The following is a 22,123-nucleotide window of genomic DNA, read 5'->3' on the forward strand; positions in this document are numbered from 1 at the left end:
AACGCCACCAAGCCAAACTTTTTTGGCGAAGCCTCAGCACATCGCTGGCTGGCATGCATCCGGGCAGTTCGTTAAAATGTAGCTATGCAAGACGATGAAGGAGCTGACATGATGGAAAACTTCGTTTACTATAACCCGACTCAACTCATTTTCGGCCGAGGCCAACTGGCCCAGCTGGAAGATAAAGCGAAGCAGCTTGGCAGCACGGTTCTGCTCGTGTACGGCGGTGGCAGCATCAAGCGCTCCGGCCTGTATGACAAGGTTGTCTCGCTGCTTCAAGCTGCTGGCAATCGCGTGCTGGAGCTTCCAGGCGTAGAGCCAAACCCGCGTCTTGGCACTGTGCAAAAAGGGATCGACCTGTGCCGCGCTGAAGGCGTCGACTGGATTTTGGCAGTGGGCGGCGGCAGCGTGATTGACGCAGCAAAAGCAGTTGCGGTCGGCGTTCCTTACGAAGGCAACGTGTGGGATTTCTATACGCGCAAAGCAGTAGCCGAAAAAGCTTTGCCGCTCGGCACCGTCCTGACGCTCGCTGCGACCGGCTCGGAAATGAATCGCGGCAGCGTCGTAACCAACTGGGACACACAAGAAAAGCACGGGGCTGGAACTACTTTCCCGACCTTCTCCATTCTCGATCCGGAAAATACGTTCAGCGTCCCGCGCGATCAGACCATTTACGGAATCAGCGATATTTTGTCACACGTTTTTGAGCAATACTTCACGCACACGAGCGAAATCCCGCTCCAAACCCGTTTTGCCGAGGCGATCATGAAAACCGTCATCGAAAACGCCGAGCGCGTTCTGGACAATCCGCAAGATTACGACGCGCGCGCCAACATCCTGTACAGTGGGACGATGGCTTTGAACGGAACGTTGCCTGTCGGCGTGACGACTGACTGGGCTACGCACTCCATCGAGCACGCCGTAAGTGCCGTGTACGATATTCCTCACGGCGGCGGCCTGGCGATCATTTTCCCGAAGTGGATGCGGTATGTGTATAAGGAGAACGTGGCGCGATTCGTCCGTTTTGCCGTGGAAGTATGGAATGTCGATCCCATCGGAAAAACGGATGAGGAAGTGGCGCTCGAAGGAATCGCGGCGGTTGAAGCGTTCTTTGCCCGAATCGGAGCCCCTACCCGTCTCGCTGACTATCAAATTACGGACGAGCATCTGGAACTTATGGCCCAGAAGGCAACTCCTTTTGGTCCGATTGGTCAGTTCAAAACATTAACCAGTGCAGACGTCCACGAAATTTTGCGCATGTCTCTGTAAAAAATCATAGCTGCCGACCAAAGAAAAACGCCGCGCTCTCGCAAGAGTCGCGGCGTTATTGTTTCGTGTCGTGGATTTGCGGCCCGGCCAATTTGCTCCTCCACTTGTACACGATCAGCATCAGCACGGGAAGCCCGATCGAATAGGTAAAGTCGTAATACGGCCAGTATTGCGAGATGATGCTGCCATACACAACCATGTTTGGCGTAAAAATATTTGCCATGACCAACAGCATGACCATGTACGGCAACGTAAGCACAGGCATATCTTGAATGCGGAAAACATGGCGAAGTCCCAGTTGAAAAAACACACTGTAAATCGTGATCTTGGCGTTCACAGCGATGAACCAGACCACGGCGAGAATGACTTCCAGCCGCTGAATGAACGTCCCGATCTTTATTTGCTTCGCCAGGACGTACGACGGGTACATATGGCGCGCTGTCTGGTCAGCGCCCAGTACGAGGATGCACATAAAAATAACGATCGCAAGCACCATCCCGCCCAAAAAAGCCCCTTTCAAAAAATGCCGCATTCGCTTTTGAATGGGTGAGACGTACGGCAGAATCGCCAAAAATATAACCAACTCTGAAAAAGGAAACGCAACGGAAGGGATGGCACCTGCCACAATCGGCTTCCAGCCATTTTCCATCACAGGCTGTAGCCGGGAAAGATCAGCTTGCGGAATCAGGGAAAGGATGAGCAGCACGAACAGGAAAAAGAAGGTGTAAAAATAAATTTGCGCAGAGTAGGCCACCGTTTGCAGCCCGAGCCGCACTCCGAACATGATGAGAATAACGAGCAACAGCTGAATCGCGATGCTCGGCGTGTCATTCAAAAGATACGTCCCGACAAAATCTCCTGTTTCCAAGACGTGAGCTGAGGCTGAAAAAAACGTGTACCAGACGAAGGAGAGCGTAATCATGGTGCCCAGGACACGCCCGAATAATCGATCGATAAACGAAAAAAAGCTTACATTCGGATAGCGCTTGCCCACTGCGATCAGCAGCAGCACATTGCCCAGTCCGATGACAAGCCCGATCATGACTGCAATCCAGGCGTCCTGTTTCGCGAGATCGGCTGAGATAGCCGGCAGGACAAGTACAGAATCTCCAATCGTTACGAGGGTAACCAGCATCATAAATTGTCGGGGACTGATTTTGTAATTGTCCAGCATGATGATTTTGCCCGCTTTCGACCTTATGACCTTTTCACAATTATTTCCCCATACGCCCCCCGCTAAACGCCAAGCCCCGCCTCCGCTCCCCTCAAATTCATTTTTGCATGAAAAAAACGGACAGGCTCGCTGCCTATCCGTCCTCATGCTTTAGTCAAACTGCTCGATTATGCGGGTGATCCGACATCGATCAACGATTCAATCATCACTTTTTGACTGTTTTTATCTACCCAGACGTGTGTCTCTTTCAGCTTGTTCTGGAACCAGGCAATCTGTGCTTCTACCTGATTGCGCGCTGTACCGCCCAGCACGTTGCGGGCATTTACGACCGTCTCTACTGCCAGCGCATCGTACACGTCTGCCCCGATCACGCCCGAGAAGCTTTGGAACTCCTCCAAAGTCAAGTCGAGCAAATATTTTTGCTGCTCGATGCAGTACAGAACGGTTCTGCCCACGACTTCATGCGCCTGGCGGAACGGCATGTTTTTGCGCACCAAGTAATCCGCCAAATCAGTCGCATTGGAGAAATCGTTGGTGACAGCCTGACGCATGCGTTCTGTTCTCACCTGCATGGTCTGGATCATCGGCGTGAGCAGAGCAAGAGCGCCATGAATCGTCGCCACGGTATCGAACATGCCTTCCTTGTCTTCCTGCATGTCTTTGTTGTACGCCAGCGGCAAGCCTTTGAGCACGGTCAACAAACCAAACAGATTGCCGTACACACGGCCCGTTTTTCCGCGCACAAGCTCGGCGACATCCGGATTTTTCTTCTGCGGCATGATGCTGGAACCTGTGCAAAAGGCATCATCCAGCTCGACAAACGAGAACTCCTGGCTGCTCCAGATGACGAGCTCTTCACACAGACGGGACAAATGCGTCATCAACAGCGAAGCGTCAGCCAAAAACTCGACGATGAAATCGCGATCGCTTACCGCGTCCATGCTATTTTGATAAATGCCGTCAAATTGCAGCATCTCAGCCACAAACGTACGGTCGATCGGGAACGTCGTGCCTGCCAGGGCACCGGCGCCAAGCGGCAGCACATTCACGCGATTCCACGTCTCGGTCATCCGCTCGATGTCACGCTGAAGCATCGAAACATACGCCATCAAGTGGTAGCCGAACAGGACAGGCTGCGCACGTTGCAAATGCGTATAACCCGGCATGACGGTATCGAGGTGCTGACTGGCTTGCGCAAGCATCGCTTCCTGCAGGTACATCGCCAACTGGATGATCTCCATCAGCTTCTCTCTGAGGTACAGGTGCATATCCAGGGCAACCTGATCGTTGCGGCTGCGTCCGGTGTGAAGCTTGCCCCCCACCGGACCGATTTCCTCAATCAGCATTTTCTCGATATTCATATGAACATCTTCGTGCGCGACCAAAAACTCGGCCTGCCCACGCTCGATTTTGTCTTTTACTTTTTTCAAGCCCGCGATGATTTGACGTACTTCCTCCATCGGCAGGATGCCGCACTTACCCAGCATGGCAACATGAGCCAGGCTGCCGACGATGTCCTGACGCCACATCTTCTGGTCAAAAGAGATAGAAGCTGTATACTCTTCTACGAGCTGATTCGTCGGCTTCGTGAAGCGTCCTCCCCACAGTTTCATTGCGTGATCGCATCCTTTTCATCCAAAATCTTGATCGCCGTATTTTTGTTCTCATGCAATACGCCTTCGTTCACTTGCGCGTATACTTTTGTCGGCAATCCCCACAGCTTGATGAAACCAAGCGCTGCTTTGTGATCGAACTGATCGCCTGCATTGTAAGTAGCCAGCTCGTGGCTGTAGAGTGTCGAAGCAGATTTGCGGCCCACTACAATCGCATGTCCTTTGTGCAGCTTCACGCGAACGACACCTGTTACGTGCTTTTGCGTTTCTTCGATGAACGCCTGAACGGCATTGCGGATTGGCGAATACCACAGACCTTCATAGATCACTTGCGCCATTTTTTGCTCCACAATCGGCTTGAATTGCGCTACTTCACGAGGCTGCGTCAAAAATTCCAGCTCGCGGTGCGCGAGAATCAGGGTAGTCGCAGCAGGTGTTTCGTACACCTCGCGGGATTTGATGCCCACCAGGCGGTTTTCTACGTGGTCGATGCGGCCTACGCCGTGGTTTCCGGCAATTTTGTTCAGCTTCAGGATCAGTTCGGACAATGGCAGCTCCTCGCCGTTCAGCGCAGTTGGCTTGCCCTGGACAAACGTGATCTCGATTTCTTCCGCTTCTTCTGGAGCGTCTGCGATTGATTTCGTCAGATCGTACGCACCTTCTGGCGGCGCTGCCCACGGATCTTCCAGAACACCGCACTCGCAGCTTCTGCCCCACAAGTTTTGGTCAATGCTGTATGGATTGTCCAGATCAATCGGGATCGGGATATTGTTCTTTTTCGCATATTCAATCTCTTCGTCGCGAGTCCAGCCCCATTCGCGAACAGGCGCCACGATTTTGATATCAGGATTCAAGGCAGTGAAGGATACGTCGAAACGCACCTGGTCGTTTCCTTTTCCTGTGCAACCGTGCGCTACCGCTACAGCGCCTTCTTTTTCTGCGATCTCAACCAGCACGCGAGAAATAAGGTAACGCGACAAAGCCGACACGAGCGGGTATTTGCCTTCGTACATCGCATTTGCTTTCAGGGCAGGCAGGACAAATTCTTCTGCGAATGCTTCCTTCGCATCAACAACGATGGATTTGAGCGCTCCTACTTGAAGTGCTTTTTTCTGAACGAAATCGAGGTCTTTGCCTTCCCCTACATCCAAAGCAACCGCGATGACGTCAAAATTGTACGTGTCTTGCAACCATTTAATTGCTACCGATGTATCTAAACCGCCAGAGTAGGCCAAAACAATTTTATCTTTTGCCATTATTCTCTCTCCCCGTTTCAAGTGATCTCTTATGTGAGTAATTATACAAACGAGTTAATAAAAATACAACCACTTTTCGCATTTATTTGCGAGATTTTCACAGACAAAATTAGTCAGCCGTTTTTTACCCGAAAAAGCGGCAAGCTACCCGCTTTTTCCACATGTGCCATTCGCCAGTTCCCATCGCATAGGCGTTTTTCGCCATTTTATCGCGCTCTGAGCCGATCCAGACTTGCCGCTTGTGCCTTTTGTATAGGCAAAAAATTCTGTTTATTCAAAACCGACTCTGTGCTGCCTCCCGCTCGCTTCTCGCCCGCTTTTTGGCGTGCATAAAACTGTATTTATGCATAGAAAAGTGTATTCATGCGAAATGAAGCTGCGGCGACGATAGGAATGACTCCCATTCAGGGAGAATCCATATAGTTATACGCTTTGGGACTTTCAAAGCCGGATGGGAGGAACAGATGAAGCAAATTTTTCTGGTGCGCCACTGCCAGGCTACAGGCCAAGAACCAGAAGCGGCGCTCACTGAACGTGGAGCGGCCCAAGCCGAGCAGTTGGCATCTTTTTTTGCCGCTTACCCGATCGACCGCATTATCTCCAGTCCGTATCGGCGGGCGCTGGCTACGATCGAGCCATTTGCTCGCAAGCAAGGCATCCTGATAGAAACGGACGAGCGCCTGGAAGAACGCGTGCTTTCCAGCGTGCCTCGCCCTGACTGGTATGAGCGGTTGCGCGATACGTTCGCTGACCTTTCTCTCAAGCTGGAGGGTGGCGAGTCCAGCCAGGAGGCAATGGATCGGGCCTGCGCAGTCATCCACGAACTGTTGCAAAGCGAAAGCGACCAGACTTTTGTGCTTGTCACACACGGCTGTCTGCTCGCCCTCGTCCTGAAAGCTTTCGACGAGCGGATTGGCTTTTCCGACTGGGAGCAGCTTCGCAATCCAGACGTATTTCACCTCACACAAAGCCGGGAAAAATGGCAGCTAACCAGGATCGAGCTGTAGCTGAGCGTGCGTCCAAACAAAAAACAGTTACAAGGGCCAGGTTCAAAACACTGTGCCTCTTGTAACTGTTTTTTTAGTTTGCCGCTTCTTCGGCAAGCGCAAATCATAAATTCACGGCCTGTTCGGCTTCATTACGCGTATCTCTACACGAGCGCTGCCAAAACGGCTTTTTGTGCATGCAAGCGGTTTTCAGCCTGATCGAAAATAACCGAGCTTGCGCCGTCAATGACTCCCGCGCTCACTTCTTCGCCACGGTGCGCTGGCAAGCAGTGCAGGAACAAGTAATGGCGATCCGCGTGTGCTACCAGTTGCTCGTTCACCTGGTACTCGGCGAATGCTTTCAGGCGCACTTCGTTTTCTTCTTCAAAGCCCATACTGGTCCATACGTCTGTGTAAACAGCGTCTGCCCCCGCGACTGCCTCTACCGGGTCATGCGTCACGATCATTTTTCCGCCGCTCTTTTTCGCGTACTCGACCGCTTTTGCTACGATGGCAGCATCCATCTCATAGCCAACCGGCGTTGCCACGCGCACTTCGAGTCCGAGCAAAACGGCTGCCAGAACGAGCGAGTTGGCTACGTTGTTCCCGTCGCCCACATAGGCGAGCTTGACGCCTTTGAGCTTGCCTTTGTGCTCCCAGATCGTCAGCATGTCAGCCAGTGCCTGGCATGGATGGTACAAATCCGTCAAACCGTTGATGATCGGAATAGAGGCGTGTTCAGCCAACTCTTCCACGTAAGAGTGCGAGAACGTGCGAATCATGATCGCATCGACGTAGCGCGACAATACTTTTGCCGTATCGCTGATTGGCTCTCCGCGTCCCAGTTGCAATTCCTTGCCGCTCATGAACATTCCGAGCCCGCCAAGCTGGTGCATCCCCACTTCAAAGGAAACGCGCGTACGAGTCGAAGCCTTGTCAAAAATCATGCCCAACGTCTTGCCTTGCAAAGGCGTAAACGGCTGTCCCAGCTTTTGCAGCTGCTTGATGTGCGCCGCAAGATGGAGCAGCTCCATCAATTCTTCACCGCTGAACTCATCGACACGCAAAAAGTCTTTTCCTTTATGCTTTTGCAGGGGCAAGTTTTGAAAGTGTTCCAATATCTTCACTGGCTGCATGAGAGCCACCTCTTTTCATCATAATGGACTTCACATATAACGAGAATGTATCTGTTGCACAGAACAGCGGAACTCCTTGCTGGACCATGCGGCTGCGCAAGGCAAACCCTCTTCTGCCCTGTTGGTTTCCTTTTGTAGCGGTAATCAGCGCAAAGGCTGCCTGCTCTTTTTGCAGCAATTGATTCCAGGCCGCTTCGTCTTCCACGACATGTTTGACCGAAACGCCCGACGCTACCAGCCATTCGGCCGTACCAGCCGTTGCCGCTAGAGCCGCTCCTTCTGCTTGCAGCTGTCCGATCAGCTTGCCGACTTCTTCCTTTTTGTCCGCGTCAGTCAGCGAGACCATGACCAGCTTGCCTGTTTGCCAGTCGCCGTACAGATTGTCCTTGAAGGCAAACGCTTTTCCGGCCGCTTCCTCAAACGTCCGTCCCAGTCCCAACACCTCTCCGGTAGACTTCATCTCAGGACCGAGAACCGGGTCCACGCCATTCAGTTTGATCGTGGAAAAGACAGGTGCTTTGACGACGGCAAATGGAATGTCCGGCAGCAAGCCTGTTCCGTATCCCATATCCGCCAGCTTTTCACCCAATTGAGCCTTTACAGCCAACTGGACCATCGGGATGCCTGTCACCTTGCTCGTGATTGGCACTGTACGCGATGCACGCGGGTTTACCTCCAGCACATACACGGTATCCGTGTCGATGACGAACTGGATGTTGATCAGACCGACCGCTCCCATTTCACGGGCGATCGCTTCTGTATAGCTGGCGATTTTGCTCTTGATTTCAGCAGATAGGGCCGGAGCCGGGAAAAGCGCCACACTGTCACCAGAGTGAATCCCCGCTTTCTCCACGTGTTGGAAAATTCCCGGGATCACGACAGACTGCCCATCGCAAACCGCATCAACTTCGGCTTCCCGACCTGGTACGTATTTATCGACCAAAAGCGGGAAAAACGCGCTGCTTTGCGGATGATTCAGCCATTCACTGATCGTCGCTTCCAGCTCTGCGATGTCGTGTACAACCACCATTCCTTGTCCGCCGATGACGTACGAGGGCCGCATCAAAACAGGGAAGCCAATCTCTTCTGCGATCGCGGTCGCATCTTCCAGAGACGACACCCCTTTGCCCGGGATGTGCGGAATGTCGAGCTTGCGCAGCATGGCGTAGAACAGCTCGCGATCCTCTGCCCGTTCAATGGCAGCAAGTGACGTGCCCATTACCTTCAACCCGGCCTGCTCCAGCTTTGCCGCCAGATTGATCGCCGTTTGCCCGCCAAACTGAACCATGACTCCTTCTACCTGTTCACGTTCGGCAACGTGCAGCACATCTTCCACATGCAGCGGCTCAAAGTAAAGGTGGTCAGCCGTCTCATAATCCGTACTCACAGTTTCCGGGTTGTTGTTTACGACGACAGCGGAAATTCCGCTTGTTTGCAAAGCTTTTGCGGCGTGGACAGAGCAGTAGTCGAACTCGATGCCTTGCCCGATGCGGATCGGGCCGGAGCCGAGCACCAGAACTTTTCGTCCGGTCAATGTCTCGACTTCATCTACTCCTTGCCAATCCGAATAGTAGTACGGTGTCTGTGCGTCGAACTCTGCCGCGCACGTATCCACAATTTTATAAGTAGGCGTAATGTTCGCTGTCTCGCGCTGTTGTTTGATTTGCAAAGGCGTTGCTCCGGTCAGCGAAGCGATTGTTTCATCAGCAAAACCGAGACGTTTGGCAGCCAACAGCAGCTCTGTGGAGAGCGTGCTGCTGTCGTGAGCCGACAGCTCGACTTCCATGTCGACGATTTTGCGCAAGCTCCGCAGGAAAAACGGATCTACCCCTGTCAGGCCGTGCAACTGTTCTTCTGTGAACCCTTTGCGGATCGCTTCGGCGAAAACGAACAAACGGATATCAGTCGCATCCTGCAAAGCTTGAGCCAGCTCTTCATTCGTCCATGAAGCAAGCTCCGGGCGAGACAGGTGTGTGCAGCCTTGCTCCAGCGAGCGAACGGCCTTCAACAAGCCAGCCTCCAGATTGCGGGCGATGGACATGACTTCGCCCGTTGCCTTCATCTGCGTACCCAGCTTGCGGTCAGCGTGCGGGAACTTGTCAAACGGAAAGCGCGGAATTTTTACCACGATGTAGTCCAAAGCAGGCTCAAAGCTGGCATACGTGTAACCCGTAATCGGGTTGATCACTTCGTCCAGCCCATAGCCCAATGCCAGCTTGGCAGCGATCCGCGCAATCGGATAGCCTGTCGCCTTGGAAGCCAACGCACTCGAGCGGCTCACCCGCGGGTTGACTTCGATCAGCACGTAGCGGTCAGAATCGGGATCGAGGGCAAACTGGATATTGCAGCCGCCTACTACGCCCAGCGAGCGGATCACTTTTGTCGAAGCGCTGCGCAACATTTGATACTGGCGGTCTGTCAAAGTTTGCGATGGCGCCACGACGATGCTGTCTCCCGTGTGGATGCCCACCGGGTCCAAATTTTCCATATTGCAGACGATGATGCAGGTGTCGTTGGCATCCCGCATGACCTCGTATTCAATCTCTTTCCAGCCTTTTACGCTCCGCTCGATCAGCACTTGCCCGATCGGGCTGGCTGCGATGCCGCCCGCCGCAACTTTGCGCAGAGCAACTTCATCCTCGGCGATGCCGCCCCCTGCTCCACCCAATGTATAGGCAGGACGGACGATGACGGGATAGCCGATGGAGTTGGCAAATCGAATGGCCGCTTCTACGGATTCCACTGTGTCGCTCTCGGGAACCGGCTCTCCGATTTGTTGCATCAACTGCTTGAACAGTTCACGGTCTTCCCCGTTTTGAATGGCGGCAAGCGGCGTTCCCAGCAGCTGTACCTGATACTTTTCCAGGACTCCCGCTTCCGCCAGGGAAACGGCGAGATTCAGTCCGGTCTGTCCGCCCAGTGTAGGCAAAAGGCCGTCCGGGCGCTCCTTGGCGATAATCTCGGTCACCGATTCCACGGTGAGCGGCTCCAGATACACTTTGTCTGCTACTTGCTCATCTGTCATGATCGTCGCCGGGTTGTTGTTCACCAGCACGACCTGCACGCCCGCTTCTTTCAACGAAAGGCAGGCTTGTGCTCCGGCGTAATCAAATTCGGCCGCCTGACCGATAACGATCGGGCCAGAACCGATAACCAAAACTTTGTGAATGTGTGGCAATTTAGGCATATCTCTTCGCTCCTACTACACGCATCGATTGCAAGAATTGGTGGAATATATGGGAAGTATCGCTCGGTCCGGGATGCGCCTCCGGATGGTACTGCACGCTGAACACGGGCAGACTCACATGGCGCAGCCCTTCTACCGAGCCGTCATTTACATTTCGGTACGACACGGCCAACTGGCGTTTGTCCAGAGCTTCTTCTTTAACGACATATCCGTGGTTTTGCGAGGTCATGTATACCTTGCCCGTCATCATGTCCTTCACCGGATGGTTGCTTCCGCGGTGGCCGTAAGCAAGCTTCTCTGTTTTGCCGCCGTACATCAGCGCCAGCACTTGATGGCCCAGACAGATGCCAAGTGTCGGGTACTGCTCAACCGCTTTTCGCCATTCGCTGCAATACGCGAGCAGATGCTCCGGATCTCCAGGGCCGTTGGAAAACAGCAGTCCGTCTGGCGCAAGCGCGTTGATTTGGGCAAATGTCGTATCAAACGGCACCACCGTGACACGGCATCCCAGTTCCAACAGCGAATCGAGAATCGATTTTTTCATTCCGAGATCGACCAGCACGACATGCTCGCCTGTACCCGGGTAACGCTCGATTTGATTCGTGGAAACGTTCGCTACCAATGATTTTTTCGCATGCTTGTAGCGCAGTGACGCCACTTCAGCCGCTTGCATAGGCTGATCGGAAATCACACCGAAGACCGGACCATTTTGCCGTACGCGCTTCGTAATGGTTCGGGTATCGATTCCGGCCAGGATCGGAAAGCCGAAGTCTTCCGCCGCCTGGGCCAGTGTCTTGGTCGACTCGTAATGGCTAGGCTCTGTGCACAGCTCGCTGACGATCATTCCCGTCAATGCCGGCTTGGCTGCTTCATAATCTTTTTCATTGATCCCGTAGTTCCCGATCAATGGATATGTGAAGGCGACGATCTGTCCCGCAAAGGAAGGGTCAGTCATGACTTCCTGATAGCCCGTCATCCCTGTATGAAAAACCACTTCTCCGAATCCGTTAATGGGAGCACCGTAAAGCTGTCCTGCGAATACCTCGCCGCTCTCCAACGTGAGGTATCCCGTTCCCAGTGATTGATTCTCTCTGTTCATCCGTGAAGCCACTCCTCTCCAATAGGCACGTCTAGACGCCAACTGGCGCATATGATCAGGTGAATAATTCATTCACTTGTATACCGTTCATACCGAGAATTTATGCAACTCTTTGTATTAATATACATTCAACATTATAAAAATGCAACGAGTTTTTTGACTTCCGCAACTCGTTGCATTTTGGCAGAACATGCACTCTTTGCTGTTAGGCTTGCTCCAAAGCCTCTCCGAATACAGCCATTGCCTGCTTTACTTCCTCGTCCGTCGTAACGAAGGAAGGGAGCAGACGCAAAACTTGCGGCCCTGCCGTCAGGAAGATGACTCCTTTTTCCCGTGCATACGTCACGATATCGCCCGCCGGGATGGTCAGCTCTACGCCCAAAAGCAGCCCTTTTCCACGCACGGTGACGATCTTGTCAGGATGCTCGGCCTTCAATTTTTCCAGCTCTTGCGTCAACACTTGATAGATATGCGCTACCTGATCGAGGATTTGTTCTTCTTCCATCGTCGCAAGCGTAGCGATTCCTGCTGTCGCTGCCAACGGGTTTCCGCCGAATGTCGTTCCGTGCGTCCCTGGCGAAAATGCTTCTGCCACTTCTTTTGTAGCAACGACTGCGCCGATCGGGAAGCCGCTGCCCAAGCCTTTTGCCAAAGAAATCGCATCCGGCTTGACCCCATATTGTTGAAAAGCGAACCATGTGCCGGTTCGGCCAATGCCCGTCTGAATTTCGTCGACCAAGAGCAACAATCCGTGCTCATCGCACAAGTCACGCAGTGATTTCACCCAGGCTTCCTCTGCCGGGTGCACGCCGCCTTCGCCCTGAACCAGTTCCAGCATGATCGCGCACGTCTTGTCGTTAATCGCGGATTGAACCGCCGCGAGATCGTTGTACGGTACTGTGACGAAGCCCGCAGGCAAAGGCAGGAAACCATCCTTGACCTTGTCCTGGCCTGTCGCTGTCAAAGTCGCCAAGGTACGTCCGTGAAAAGACTGCGCAAACGTAATGACCTCGTAGCGATCCTCGCCTTTCACTTTTTGCGCATAGCGGCGAGCCAGCTTGATCAAGCCCTCATTCGCCTCGGCCCCGCTGTTGCAAAAAAACGCCTGATCCAGCCCTGACAGGCGGCTCAGCTTTTCCGCCAAAATTTGTTGCTGCGGAATGTGCACCAGATTAGAACAATGCCACAGCGTATCCAGCTGTTCGTGCAGCTTGGCTGTCACTTTTGGCGGGACGTGCCCCAAAGAGGTGACCGCGATGCCTGAGGTAAAATCGAGATAGGCTTTCCCCTGATCATCCCACACTTGATTTCCTTTGCCTTTTACCAGGCTGATTGGCCATCTTGCATAGTTATTCATAACATGCAATGGCGCTGTCACTGTACTCATGTCTTTGCCCTCCTTAATTGGCGTGATTTACATTCATTCTGACCGTTGTACCGACTGTCTCCCCTGTGCAGACGCCGAGCAAGTCTTCCGCTGTTCCCCTGCAAATGACGACCTGATTGACGCCTTGACCGAGTGCATCCAGTGCTGCCTGAACCTTCGGAATCATTCCGCCGGTAATGATTTGGGCCTGGATCATCGCTTGAATCTCTTCTGTGCTTGTTTGCGCGACAACTTCTTTGGTGCCGTCTGCTTGCGGCCGCATGATCCCTGGAACATCTGTTACCATGATCAGCTTTTCCGCAGAAAGTGCTGCCGCGATTGCGCCCGCTGCTACATCCGCGTTGACGTTGTACGTATCCACCCCGTTATCGCTCACGGACAGCGGAGCAATGACCGGAACGTAGCCTTTTTCCAGAATCGCAGCCGGAATGGCCGTATCGGCTTTCGTAATCTCTCCTACCCAGCCCAGCGGTTTGGACGTTTTTTGCGCCACGAGTGTCTGTCCGTCGATTCCGCTCACGCCCCATGCCTTGGCGCCCGCTTGGGTCAAGCGCCGCACGAGTAGCTTGTTGATGCTTCCGCACAAAATCATTTCCACGACGCGCAATGTATCTTCGCAAGTCACGCGCAACCCGTCGACAAACTGCGGCGTGATTTGCACGCGGTCCAGCATGCTGTTAATCGCAGGCCCCCCGCCATGCACGATAACGATCTGCTTGCCTTCCTGTTGCAGCTTCGCAATCGCCTGAAAAAAAGAGTCCGGCAACTGATCCATCGTGCTGCCGCCGCATTTGATAACGACTATCCCCTGCATCGCTTTTCCTCCTCTACGGGAATACCGGAACGAGCGGCAAACCCGTTTTTTCTGGCATTCCGAACATGACGTTCATATTTTGCACCGCTTGGCCTGCTGCCCCCTTCATCATGTTGTCGATCACGGACAGCAAAACGACCCGACCCGTACGCTGATCTACATGAATGGCGATGTCGCAGTAATTGGAGCCGTACACTTCCTTCGTATGCGGATAGCTTCCCGCTGGACGTACACGGACAAACGGTTTGTCAGCATAAGTCGCTTCGTACAGCTCCTGTATTTGTGCCTGGCTTACCTCCTGGCTCAGTTGACCGTAAGCCGTGACCAAAATCCCGCGCGTCATCGGCACGAGGTGAGGAGTAAACTGCACGATCGTCTCCACGCCGCTCTGCTTGTGCAGCTCCTGCTCAATCTCTGGCGTATGCTGATGGCTGCCTACTTTGTAAGCATGGATGCTTTCGTTGATTTCGCTGTAGTGAACGCCGAGCGAAACACCTCGGCCCGCCCCGGAAACACCTGACTTGGCGTCAACGATCCAACTGTTCGGCTTGACCCACCCGCTTTTCATCAAAGGAATCAAAGCGAGGAGTGCCGCTGTCGGATAGCATCCCGGATTGGCAATGAGGCTGGCACCTGCGACCTGCTCCTGATTCCATTCCGTCAGTCCGTATGCCGCCTGCTCGACAAAGCTGGCTGGCGCTGGCTCTTTTTTATACCAGGCTTTGTATACATCGCCCTTCTCCAACCGAAAATCGCCGGACAGATCGATCACCTTCACGCCGCTCTCGACCAGTTGTGGAGACAATCCGGCGCTGATCCCCGCAGGCGTGGCCAGAAAAATCAAATCATTCGCTTTGCTCATGCTGTCCGCATCAATAGGCAAAAGCTTTGGCAACCCCAGCCCGCTTACATGCGGAAACGTTTTTTCCAGTCCCTCTCCATCCGCCGAGCTTGAATATACATTTGCTATTTCAACTTGAGGGTGGCCAGCCAGCAGACGAATCAATTCCGCTCCGCCGTAACCAGTTGCCCCAACGATTCCGACCCGAACCATGAACCTCTCCCTTTCTTTATATCCGTTTTTGTATTTTTATACATGAATGATAATAAAAATTCAGATGAAATACAACTGGCAAATCTGTATGCGCTAATTTTTCTGCTGGTGCTCAGCCTTAATTGGTTCTTCGCCAGCATGAATTTTTATAAGTCCCTAGCAATAAAAAAACGCCCGGATATTCTCCGAGCGCTTCGTTCTTGCCGTTATTTACTTTTTGTCAGCAAGCCAAGCTGCGATGTTTTCCGCGTCTGTCCCTTTTACCAGTCCAGGCGGCATCGCGCCCTTGCCTTTGTTCAACACTTCCAAGATTTGATCTTTTGTCAGTTCCGAGCCAATCTTTTGCAGGTTGGGACCAACTGCGCCCTCCAGCGATTGGCCGTGGCACCCGGCACAGGTGTTTTTAAACAGCGTTTCTGCCGTTGCAGCATCGTAGCTGCCGGATGGAGCCGTGGTGGAAGGCGATTCAGTAGCCGGCTTCTCAGCAGGGGGTTGCGTCTGCTGATTGCCGCCGCCACAGGCGCCTAGCGAGAATGTGAGTACAGCCGCAAGCAGGGTGAACGGGATGCGTTTCAAGGCTGTTCCCTCCTTATTTAAGTAGAAATTCTTCGCTAAGTATGCCTCGACGACGACTTCTTCATTCCTCTCCCTGCCGAATTTAGGTCAAAGGCAGTTCAAGCGGGCTCCACTCGCGCAGCTCCAAAGTCCGCGCCCCTTCTACTACGACCGGATCGGCTTCGGCCAGTTTGCGCGCTTCTTCCAAGGACTCTGCCTTGTAGATGACCAGACCGCCCTGCTTGTCCGTGAATGGTCCTGCCATAAACACCTTGTCCTGACGGTACAGATCGTTAATATACTCCAAATGCGCTGGCCTGATTTTGGCATTCAATTCCTGATCAACAATCGGCAAAAAAGCGACATACAACATGCGTGAACCCTCTCCTTATCAGTTCGTGCGTTTGTTTGCAGTATACCATATTTGACAATCAGGACTTTAGCCCGGGTAGGATTTTTTCACTCTACAGCGAACGTTTTGAAATGGAGCAAGAAGCGACAGAAAGGCGGTCAGGTATGGGTACGCAGTTGCAGTTGTACAATTCGCTCTTCCATAACAATCCCGATGCTGTTTACATTATCGACATGCATGGCAACCTTACTGGCGTCAACGCCGCAGGAGAAGAACTGTTGGGCTACTCCGCTCCTGAACTGCTGCGGATGAAAATGTGGGAGCTGATTGCCCCTGTTCCTCAGCCGGACAAGGAAAGACTGGTTAGCCTGCTTAAAGAAGGCGTTCGCAAAAATATACCGTACCGTCTCCGACATCGGGACGGACGTTATTTGGAGATCAGCATCTCCAGCTTCCCAATCTTTCATAACGGAGAAATCGTTTGCCGCTATTCGATTGCCAAGGATGTTACACGCCAAAAGCAGACAGAAGAAGCGTTACTTTTCATGCAAGAAAATTTTCGGCTGATTTCGGAAAACATCATGGATCTGATTTTGATTGTCGACTTGAACGGGCACATTACATATGCATCGCCATCGATTCAATCCGTTCTTGGTCTGTCTGCCTCACACATTTTGCTCCGGCACTTTTCCGTTTTGATACAGCCTGAGCAGCGTCAAGCCGCCAGCCTTGATTTTCAAAAGATGATCGTGGACAAGATACCACTGGAAGCCGAGTATTCGTATCGTCATCCCGATGGCCGGATGCTTATTTTTGAGTTCAAAGGAACGCCGGACATCGGAGCAGACGGCCACGTGAAAAATACCGTAATCGTTGCCCGCGATATTACAGAGCGGCGGCATTCGGAGGAGCTGCTGCGTTACTCGGACAAGCTCTCCGCCCTCGGCGAGCTTGCCGCAGGCATCGCGCACGAAATCCGCAATCCGCTCACTTCATTGAAAGGATTCCTGCAATTGATGGAAAGCGAACCGGCAACAAACCATCAATATGTGCAAATCATGCTTTCCGAAATCGAGCGCATCTCTTCCATCACGAGCGAGCTTTTGCTGATGGCCAAGCCACAGACTCAGCGGTACGCGCCAAACGGTCTGCTGCCGCTGCTTCACTCTGTCATCAAGCTGCTTGCGCCACAAGCGCTGTTAAAAAACGTGAATATCGTGACACATTTTCCGTCAGCTACTTCGCTGATTCCTTGTGAGGAGTATCAAATCAAACAAGTGTTTATCAACATCATAAAAAACGGCATGGAAGCCATGCCGTCAGGAGGAATCCTCTCCATCGCAGTCGTCGAGGACGATCAGAACGTCCTGGTTCGGGTAACCGATCAAGGCCACGGCATACCCGAGGAGCTGCTTCCGCGATTGGGAGAGCTATTTTACAGTACAAAAGAAACCGGAACGGGTCTGGGGCTTCTCGTAAGCTCCAAAATCATTCGCGATCATGGTGGTACGCTTGAAATCACGAGCAAACTCGGCAAAGGAACCACCGTCATGATTACTTTGCCGAAAGTCGTGCAGTCATAAGCGACTCTCTATCGATTGATCTGCGCGCGCAGATACGCGTCGATAAAAGCGTCGATCTCGCCGTCCATGACAGCCTGAACGTTTCCTACCTCCATGTTCGTCCGGTGGTCTTTTACCAAGCTGTACGGATGGAAAACGTAGGAACGAATCTGGCTTCCCCAGGCGATATCCTTCTGCTCGCCCTGAATCGCAGCCAGCGTCTTTTCCTGCTCCTCCCTCTTTTTTTCAAACAGGCGAGCCGTCAGCATTTTCATCGCCCGCTCCCTGTTTTTGATTTGTGAGCGCTCGGTTTGGCACGTAACCACAATGCCTGACGGCAAGTGGGTAATCCGGACAGCGGAGTCAGTCGTGTTGATGTGCTGACCACCCGCACCACTGGAACGATAGGTGTCGATCTTGAGGTCTTCCGTGCGGATGTCGACTGCATTGTCGTCCTCGATTTCCGGGAGAACGTTGCAGGAAACAAATGATGTATGGCGACGCCCGGAGGCATCGAATGGGGAAATGCGCACGAGACGGTGCACGCCTTTTTCCGATTTCAAATATCCATAAGCGTTGTACCCTTTGATCAGGAGGGTAACGCTTTTGACACCTGCTTCATCCCCTGGCAGATAGTCGAGTGTCTCGACCTTAAAGCCTTTGGCATCCCCCCAACGTGTATACATTCGCAAGAGCATGGATGCCCAATCTTGCGACTCCGTTCCCCCGGCACCAGGATGCAGCTCCAGGATCGCGTTGTTTTTGTCGTATTGATCGCTTAAAAGCAGCTCCAGCTCAAAGCTTTCAAACGACTTTCTCAGCTCCTGGGTACTGTCGTACAAATCCTGGATGAGGGAAGTTTCGCCTTCTTCGATGACGAGTTCCAGCATCAACTGGAGGTCTTCGTATTGGGAATCCAGCTTGCCCATCGTCTCGACAAGACTTTTGATGGCGTTCAGCTCGCTGATTGTTTTTTGCGCAGCCTCGTTGTCGTCCCAGAAGTCTGGAGCAAGCATGCGCTCTTCCAATTCGCCGATCCGCTCTTCCTTTACAGGGAGGTCAAAGAGACCCCCTGATATCCGCTAAACGCTTAGCCATACTGGACATCTCTTGTTTGATGTCCGCAATATCGATCAATGCCATTTTTGCGAGTCACCTTCTCTTTACGTAAGCTAAGTTTATTGTAACGTAATTCGCTAGATCCGCAAACCTGGCAACCTGCCGTGCGTAAAAAGTGTGATTCGCCTTTTGTCTGGCGTGTGCTCTGCTATGTGGCCATCGGCGGTGATGGCGAGGATCTCAAGTCTCGGATTTCATGTGGTTGTTTATTATCCGCCTGCGGCGCCACCACCAATGAGAGATGATCCTTGCGCACCTGTACCGCTCGTTTGCGTATCATTTGTTTGCTTCGTTCTACTCTGCGTTTTCTCTGCCCCGCAGCCACCGGACTTCGCTGGCGTTGATCCAGCATGCCTTTTGGCGGAATGAGCACTCCTTGCGTCCAGTTCGGCTCGGGGATCTCTGCTGTCAGCCGTTCTTCATAGAAGACAGGGTCTTCTGCGGTAAAGACGGCCGGCTCCTCCCCGCGCTCTTCCTTCGCGATCCATTTGACTTTTTTATGTTCTCCCGCTGTTTTCAATACCGCTTTGAGTGTAACCCCAATTCTCTCCATCATGTTTTTCGTCTGTATGCCCATCACGTTGACTGTCGCTTTCATGTCCCATTCCCCCGTCCCCGTGTATTTGGTAAAAGTGTTGTACTTATGATTCTATTGATTTTTCCGAACATTTCCACCTGAATCGTTCGATGACTTTTACCAGTGTTAGACAAATAGACCGACCATAACAGGCGGCGAGGAAAAGATCAGGACGAATAGTGTCTATGCGTCAGGAAACAATTTGCAAATTCGGCTTGTTCGAGCTTTTTGGCAACTACATGCTCTCATTGTGTCGAGATGCCACTTCTTTTGAGCAAAGAAATGAAAAAAGCACCCCTCTCGCAGCAAAATGCGGCTGCAAAGAGGAGTGCTCGATTGACCTACTGTTTTTTGTTTTGACGGCGGCGTTCCTGTTCCTGAGCACGGCGCTGTGCGCGGTTTTTCGGGTCCGCATCGTTGGACTCTTCCGCTTCCGGATTTTCCGAAGGGCCGGAAGTTTGCAGCTGGCTTGGATCAATGCCTTGGCCGCGGATGACGTCCTGGCGCTCCAGGTTTTGGCTCACTTCAGCCTTCATGATGTACATTGCCACCTCTTCCTGTACGGAAGCAAGCATGGCTTGATACATCTCGTAGCCTTCAAACTGGTATTCGCGCAACGGATCGTTTTGCGCATAGGCGCGCAGGTGAATCCCTTGGCGCAGCTGATCCATCGCATCGATATGATCCATCCACTTGCTGTCGACAGCGCGCAGAATGACCACTTTTTCGAACTCGCGCATCATCTCGCCGATTTGAGCTTCGCGCTCTTTGTACTGTTTGTTGACTTCGGCTTTCAAAAGCTCGAGAATTTCTTCTGCTTCTTTGCCTTTCAGCATGGAAACGGTAATGTTCTCTTCGTGCAGGAAGCCGTTGTTCGCCGCATCTGCCAATGCTTGCAGATCCCAATCCTCTGGAACCTCTTCTTTTGGACAATGCTGTTCGACGGCACGCTCCAGCACGCTGTAGATCATATTCAACGCGACATCGCTCAAGTTAGCTTGCTCCAGGATGTCTTTGCGCTGCTTGTAAACAACGAGACGCTGCTGGTTCATCACGTCGTCGTACTGGAGTACGCCTTTACGTGCATCGAAGTTAGAGCCTTCGACACGTTTCTGGGCGGATTCAACCGCGCGAGTCACCAGACGGCTCTCGATCGGCATGTCTTCTTCCATGCCCAAGCGATCCATCATGTTCATGATGTTGTCCGCGCCAAAGCGACGCATCAGCTCATCCTGCATCGACAGGAAGAACTGGGAAGAACCCGGGTCCCCTTGACGTCCGGCACGTCCGCGCAGCTGGTTGTCGATCCGGCGGCTCTCGTGGCGCTCTGTACCGATGATGTGCAGACCGCCCAAGTCCGCTACGCCTTCACCCAACTGGATGTCGGTACCGCGACCGGCCATGTTGGTAGCAATCGTCACTGCCCCGTACTGACCGGCACGAGCGACGATTTCCGCCTCGCGCTCATGGTGCTTCGCATTCAATACGCTGTGCGGAACGCCTTTTTGCTTCAACATATGCGACAGGCGCTCAGAGTTCTCGATGGAAATCGTACCAACGAGAATCGGCTGGCCTTTTTTATGACGCTCGACGATATCGTTTACAACCGCACGATACTTGGCTGCTTCTGTCTTGAACACCAGGTCAGGCATGTCTTGACGAATGACTGGCTTGTTCGTCGGAATGACCACGACATCGAGGCCGTAAATCTTTTTGAACTCTTCTTCCTCGGTTTTGGCCGTACCCGTCATACCTGCCAGCTTCTCGTACATACGGAAGTAGTTTTGCAGCGTAATCGTCGCGAGTGTCATGCTCTCGCTTTGCACGCGCAGCCCTTCCTTGGCTTCGATCGCCTGGTGCAAGCCATCGCTGTAGCGGCGGCCGACCATCAGACGTCCTGTGAACTCGTCGACGATTACAACCTCGCCTTCCTGCACCACATAGTCCACGTCAAGCTTGAACAGCACTTGTGCTTTCAGCGCTGCGGTAATATGGTGGTTCAACGTGATGTGCGCCGTGTCGTACAGGTTGTCGATATTGAAAGCTTGCTCAACCTTGCCTACCCCTTCGTCCGTGAGGTTGACGATTTTCAGCTTTTCATCAATGGTAAAGTCTTTTTCCGGCTCCAGTCGCTTCACAAAATGCGAGCAGATGTAGTACAGCTCAGTCGATTTGTTGGCCGATCCGGAAATAATCAACGGAGTACGCGCCTCGTCGATCAGGATGCTGTCCACCTCGTCAATGATGGCAAAAAAGAGCGGACGTTGCACCATCTGTTCTTTGTACAGAACCATGTTGTCCCGCAAATAGTCAAAACCGAACTCGTTGTTCGTACCGTACGTAATATCACAAGCGTAAGCTTCCCGCTTTTCTTCCGGGCTCAGTCCGTTTTTGTTCAGACCGACTGTCAGCCCCAGGAAGTTGTAGAGCTGACCCATGATCCGCGAGTCGCGCTCTGCCAAGTATTCGTTCACAGTTACGACGTGAACGCCTTTGCCGAGCAAAGCATTGAGGTACGTTGCCAGGGTGGCAACCAATGTTTTCCCCTCACCGGTTTTCATCTCGGAGATACGGCCTTCTTGCAGCACCATACCACCAATCAGCTGAACATCGAAGTGACGCATGCCCAAAACCCGCTTGGACGCTTCGCGGACAACAGCAAATGCTTCATTCAAAATTTTGTCGAGCGGCTCTCCCTGAGCAAGTCTCGCTTTAAATTCCGCTGTTTTTTCTCGCAGCTGGTCATCGGAAAGCGCAGATACAGTTGATTCCAGCGCATTGATTGCTTCCACGCGCTTGAACATTTTTTTTACTTCACGTTCGTTGCTGTCGCCAAATATCTTTTTAACGAGTCCTAACATGAGGACACCCCTTCCATATGCTTCCGAACAAACATATCGTATGATTTGGCCTAAGCCTGAAATAAAATAAGATCGATTCTACGAAAATAAGACTTTCTAAAAAGCTATTTTAACAAATAGAA

The 22,123-nt window shown here is 52.5% G+C and carries 17 protein-coding genes; 3 read left to right on the top strand and 14 right to left on the bottom strand.

The window, feature by feature from the left end:
• Positions 1 to 111 precede the first annotated feature (111 nt).
• Complete coding sequence (locus M2298_RS13725; protein WP_173599939.1) at positions 112 to 1,269, top strand: iron-containing alcohol dehydrogenase; 1,158 nt, start codon at positions 112 to 114, stop codon at positions 1,267 to 1,269.
• Between the two features lie 55 nt (positions 1,270 to 1,324).
• On the opposite strand, the gene M2298_RS13730 is transcribed toward M2298_RS13725, so the two are convergent.
• The 3 genes from M2298_RS13730 to M2298_RS13740 all read right to left on the bottom strand — a co-directional run bounded on the left by M2298_RS13730 (position 1,325) and on the right by M2298_RS13740 (position 5,312).
• Entirely contained in the window at positions 1,325 to 2,443 is a 1,119-nt protein-coding gene (locus tag M2298_RS13730) for a GerAB/ArcD/ProY family transporter (protein WP_122966099.1), read from the bottom strand.
• A gap of 167 nt (positions 2,444 to 2,610) precedes the next feature.
• Positions 2,611 to 4,056 carry an argininosuccinate lyase gene (gene argH / locus M2298_RS13735; protein ID WP_122966098.1) on the bottom strand — a complete coding sequence of 482 codons (1,446 nt, stop codon included), beginning with the start codon at positions 4,054 to 4,056 and terminating at the stop codon, positions 2,611 to 2,613.
• Positions 4,053 to 5,312 carry an argininosuccinate synthase gene (locus tag M2298_RS13740; protein ID WP_063229292.1) on the bottom strand — a complete coding sequence of 420 codons (1,260 nt, stop codon included), beginning with the start codon at positions 5,310 to 5,312 and terminating at the stop codon, positions 4,053 to 4,055. The genes argH and M2298_RS13740 overlap by 4 nt, the downstream gene beginning before the upstream one ends.
• A gap of 464 nt (positions 5,313 to 5,776) precedes the next feature.
• Here M2298_RS13740 and M2298_RS13745 point away from each other — a divergent pair, with 464 nt between their 5' ends.
• A complete protein-coding gene (locus M2298_RS13745) occupies positions 5,777 to 6,319 on the top strand; it encodes a histidine phosphatase family protein (RefSeq protein ID WP_280648628.1) in 543 nt (180 codons plus the stop codon).
• 143 nt (positions 6,320 to 6,462) lie between these two features.
• Here the strand turns inward: M2298_RS13745 and argF are convergent, their stop codons facing one another.
• The 8 genes from argF to M2298_RS13785 all read right to left on the bottom strand — a co-directional run bounded on the left by argF (position 6,463) and on the right by M2298_RS13785 (position 15,903).
• Complete coding sequence (gene argF, locus M2298_RS13750; protein ID WP_122966120.1) at positions 6,463 to 7,434, bottom strand: ornithine carbamoyltransferase; 972 nt, start codon at positions 7,432 to 7,434, stop codon at positions 6,463 to 6,465.
• On the bottom strand, positions 7,379 to 10,621 hold the full coding sequence (gene carB, locus M2298_RS13755) for a carbamoyl-phosphate synthase (glutamine-hydrolyzing) large subunit (RefSeq protein WP_280648629.1): 3,243 nt from the start codon (positions 10,619 to 10,621) through the stop codon (positions 7,379 to 7,381). The genes argF and carB overlap by 56 nt, the downstream gene beginning before the upstream one ends.
• On the bottom strand, positions 10,614 to 11,720 hold the full coding sequence (locus M2298_RS13760) for a carbamoyl phosphate synthase small subunit (RefSeq protein WP_274874460.1): 1,107 nt from the start codon (positions 11,718 to 11,720) through the stop codon (positions 10,614 to 10,616). The genes carB and M2298_RS13760 overlap by 8 nt, the downstream gene beginning before the upstream one ends.
• Positions 11,721 to 11,925: 205 nt before the next feature.
• Positions 11,926 to 13,107, bottom strand: coding sequence for an aspartate aminotransferase family protein (locus M2298_RS13765; protein ID WP_280648630.1), 1,182 nt, complete (start codon positions 13,105 to 13,107; stop codon positions 11,926 to 11,928).
• Between the two features lie 13 nt (positions 13,108 to 13,120).
• Positions 13,121 to 13,921, bottom strand: a complete 801-nt coding sequence (argB, locus tag M2298_RS13770) for an acetylglutamate kinase (protein WP_280648631.1) — start codon at positions 13,919 to 13,921, stop codon at positions 13,121 to 13,123.
• A gap of 13 nt (positions 13,922 to 13,934) precedes the next feature.
• Positions 13,935 to 14,975 (bottom strand): N-acetyl-gamma-glutamyl-phosphate reductase, encoded by a 1,041-nt coding sequence (gene argC / locus M2298_RS13775; protein ID WP_173596428.1) that lies wholly within the window; start codon positions 14,973 to 14,975, stop codon positions 13,935 to 13,937.
• 210 nt (positions 14,976 to 15,185) lie between these two features.
• Entirely contained in the window at positions 15,186 to 15,551 is a 366-nt protein-coding gene (gene cccB, locus M2298_RS13780; RefSeq protein ID WP_063229284.1) for a cytochrome c551, read from the bottom strand.
• Positions 15,552 to 15,633: 82 nt separating this feature from the next.
• Positions 15,634 to 15,903 carry a YciI family protein gene (locus tag M2298_RS13785; protein ID WP_122966091.1) on the bottom strand — a complete coding sequence of 90 codons (270 nt, stop codon included), beginning with the start codon at positions 15,901 to 15,903 and terminating at the stop codon, positions 15,634 to 15,636.
• A gap of 143 nt (positions 15,904 to 16,046) precedes the next feature.
• On the opposite strand from M2298_RS13785, the gene M2298_RS13790 reads away from it, so the two are divergent.
• Entirely contained in the window at positions 16,047 to 17,465 is a 1,419-nt protein-coding gene (locus tag M2298_RS13790; protein ID WP_242774015.1) for a PAS domain-containing sensor histidine kinase, read from the top strand.
• 8 nt (positions 17,466 to 17,473) lie between these two features.
• Here M2298_RS13790 and prfB read toward each other — a convergent pair.
• The 3 genes from prfB to secA all read right to left on the bottom strand — a co-directional run bounded on the left by prfB (position 17,474) and on the right by secA (position 22,001).
• Positions 17,474 to 18,587 (bottom strand): peptide chain release factor 2 gene (gene prfB, locus M2298_RS13795; protein WP_122966089.1). Its coding sequence is split into 2 segments (ribosomal slippage): positions 17,474 to 18,505 and positions 18,507 to 18,587, totalling 1,113 coding nucleotides; the frame shifts between segments, so codons are not numbered across the junction.
• A 124-nt stretch (positions 18,588 to 18,711) separates the two neighbouring features.
• The gene (locus M2298_RS13800) at positions 18,712 to 19,161 is read right to left on the bottom strand and encodes a hypothetical protein (RefSeq protein ID WP_063229281.1); all 450 of its coding nucleotides are present in this window, start codon (positions 19,159 to 19,161) and stop codon (positions 18,712 to 18,714) included.
• A 320-nt stretch (positions 19,162 to 19,481) separates the two neighbouring features.
• Entirely contained in the window at positions 19,482 to 22,001 is a 2,520-nt protein-coding gene (gene secA / locus M2298_RS13805) for a preprotein translocase subunit SecA (protein ID WP_122966088.1), read from the bottom strand.
• Positions 22,002 to 22,123: the final 122 nt, after the last annotated feature.

Source organism: Brevibacillus sp. 1238, assembly GCF_029892995.1.
Taxonomy (GTDB): Bacteria; Bacillota; Bacilli; order Brevibacillales; family Brevibacillaceae; genus Brevibacillus; species Brevibacillus parabrevis.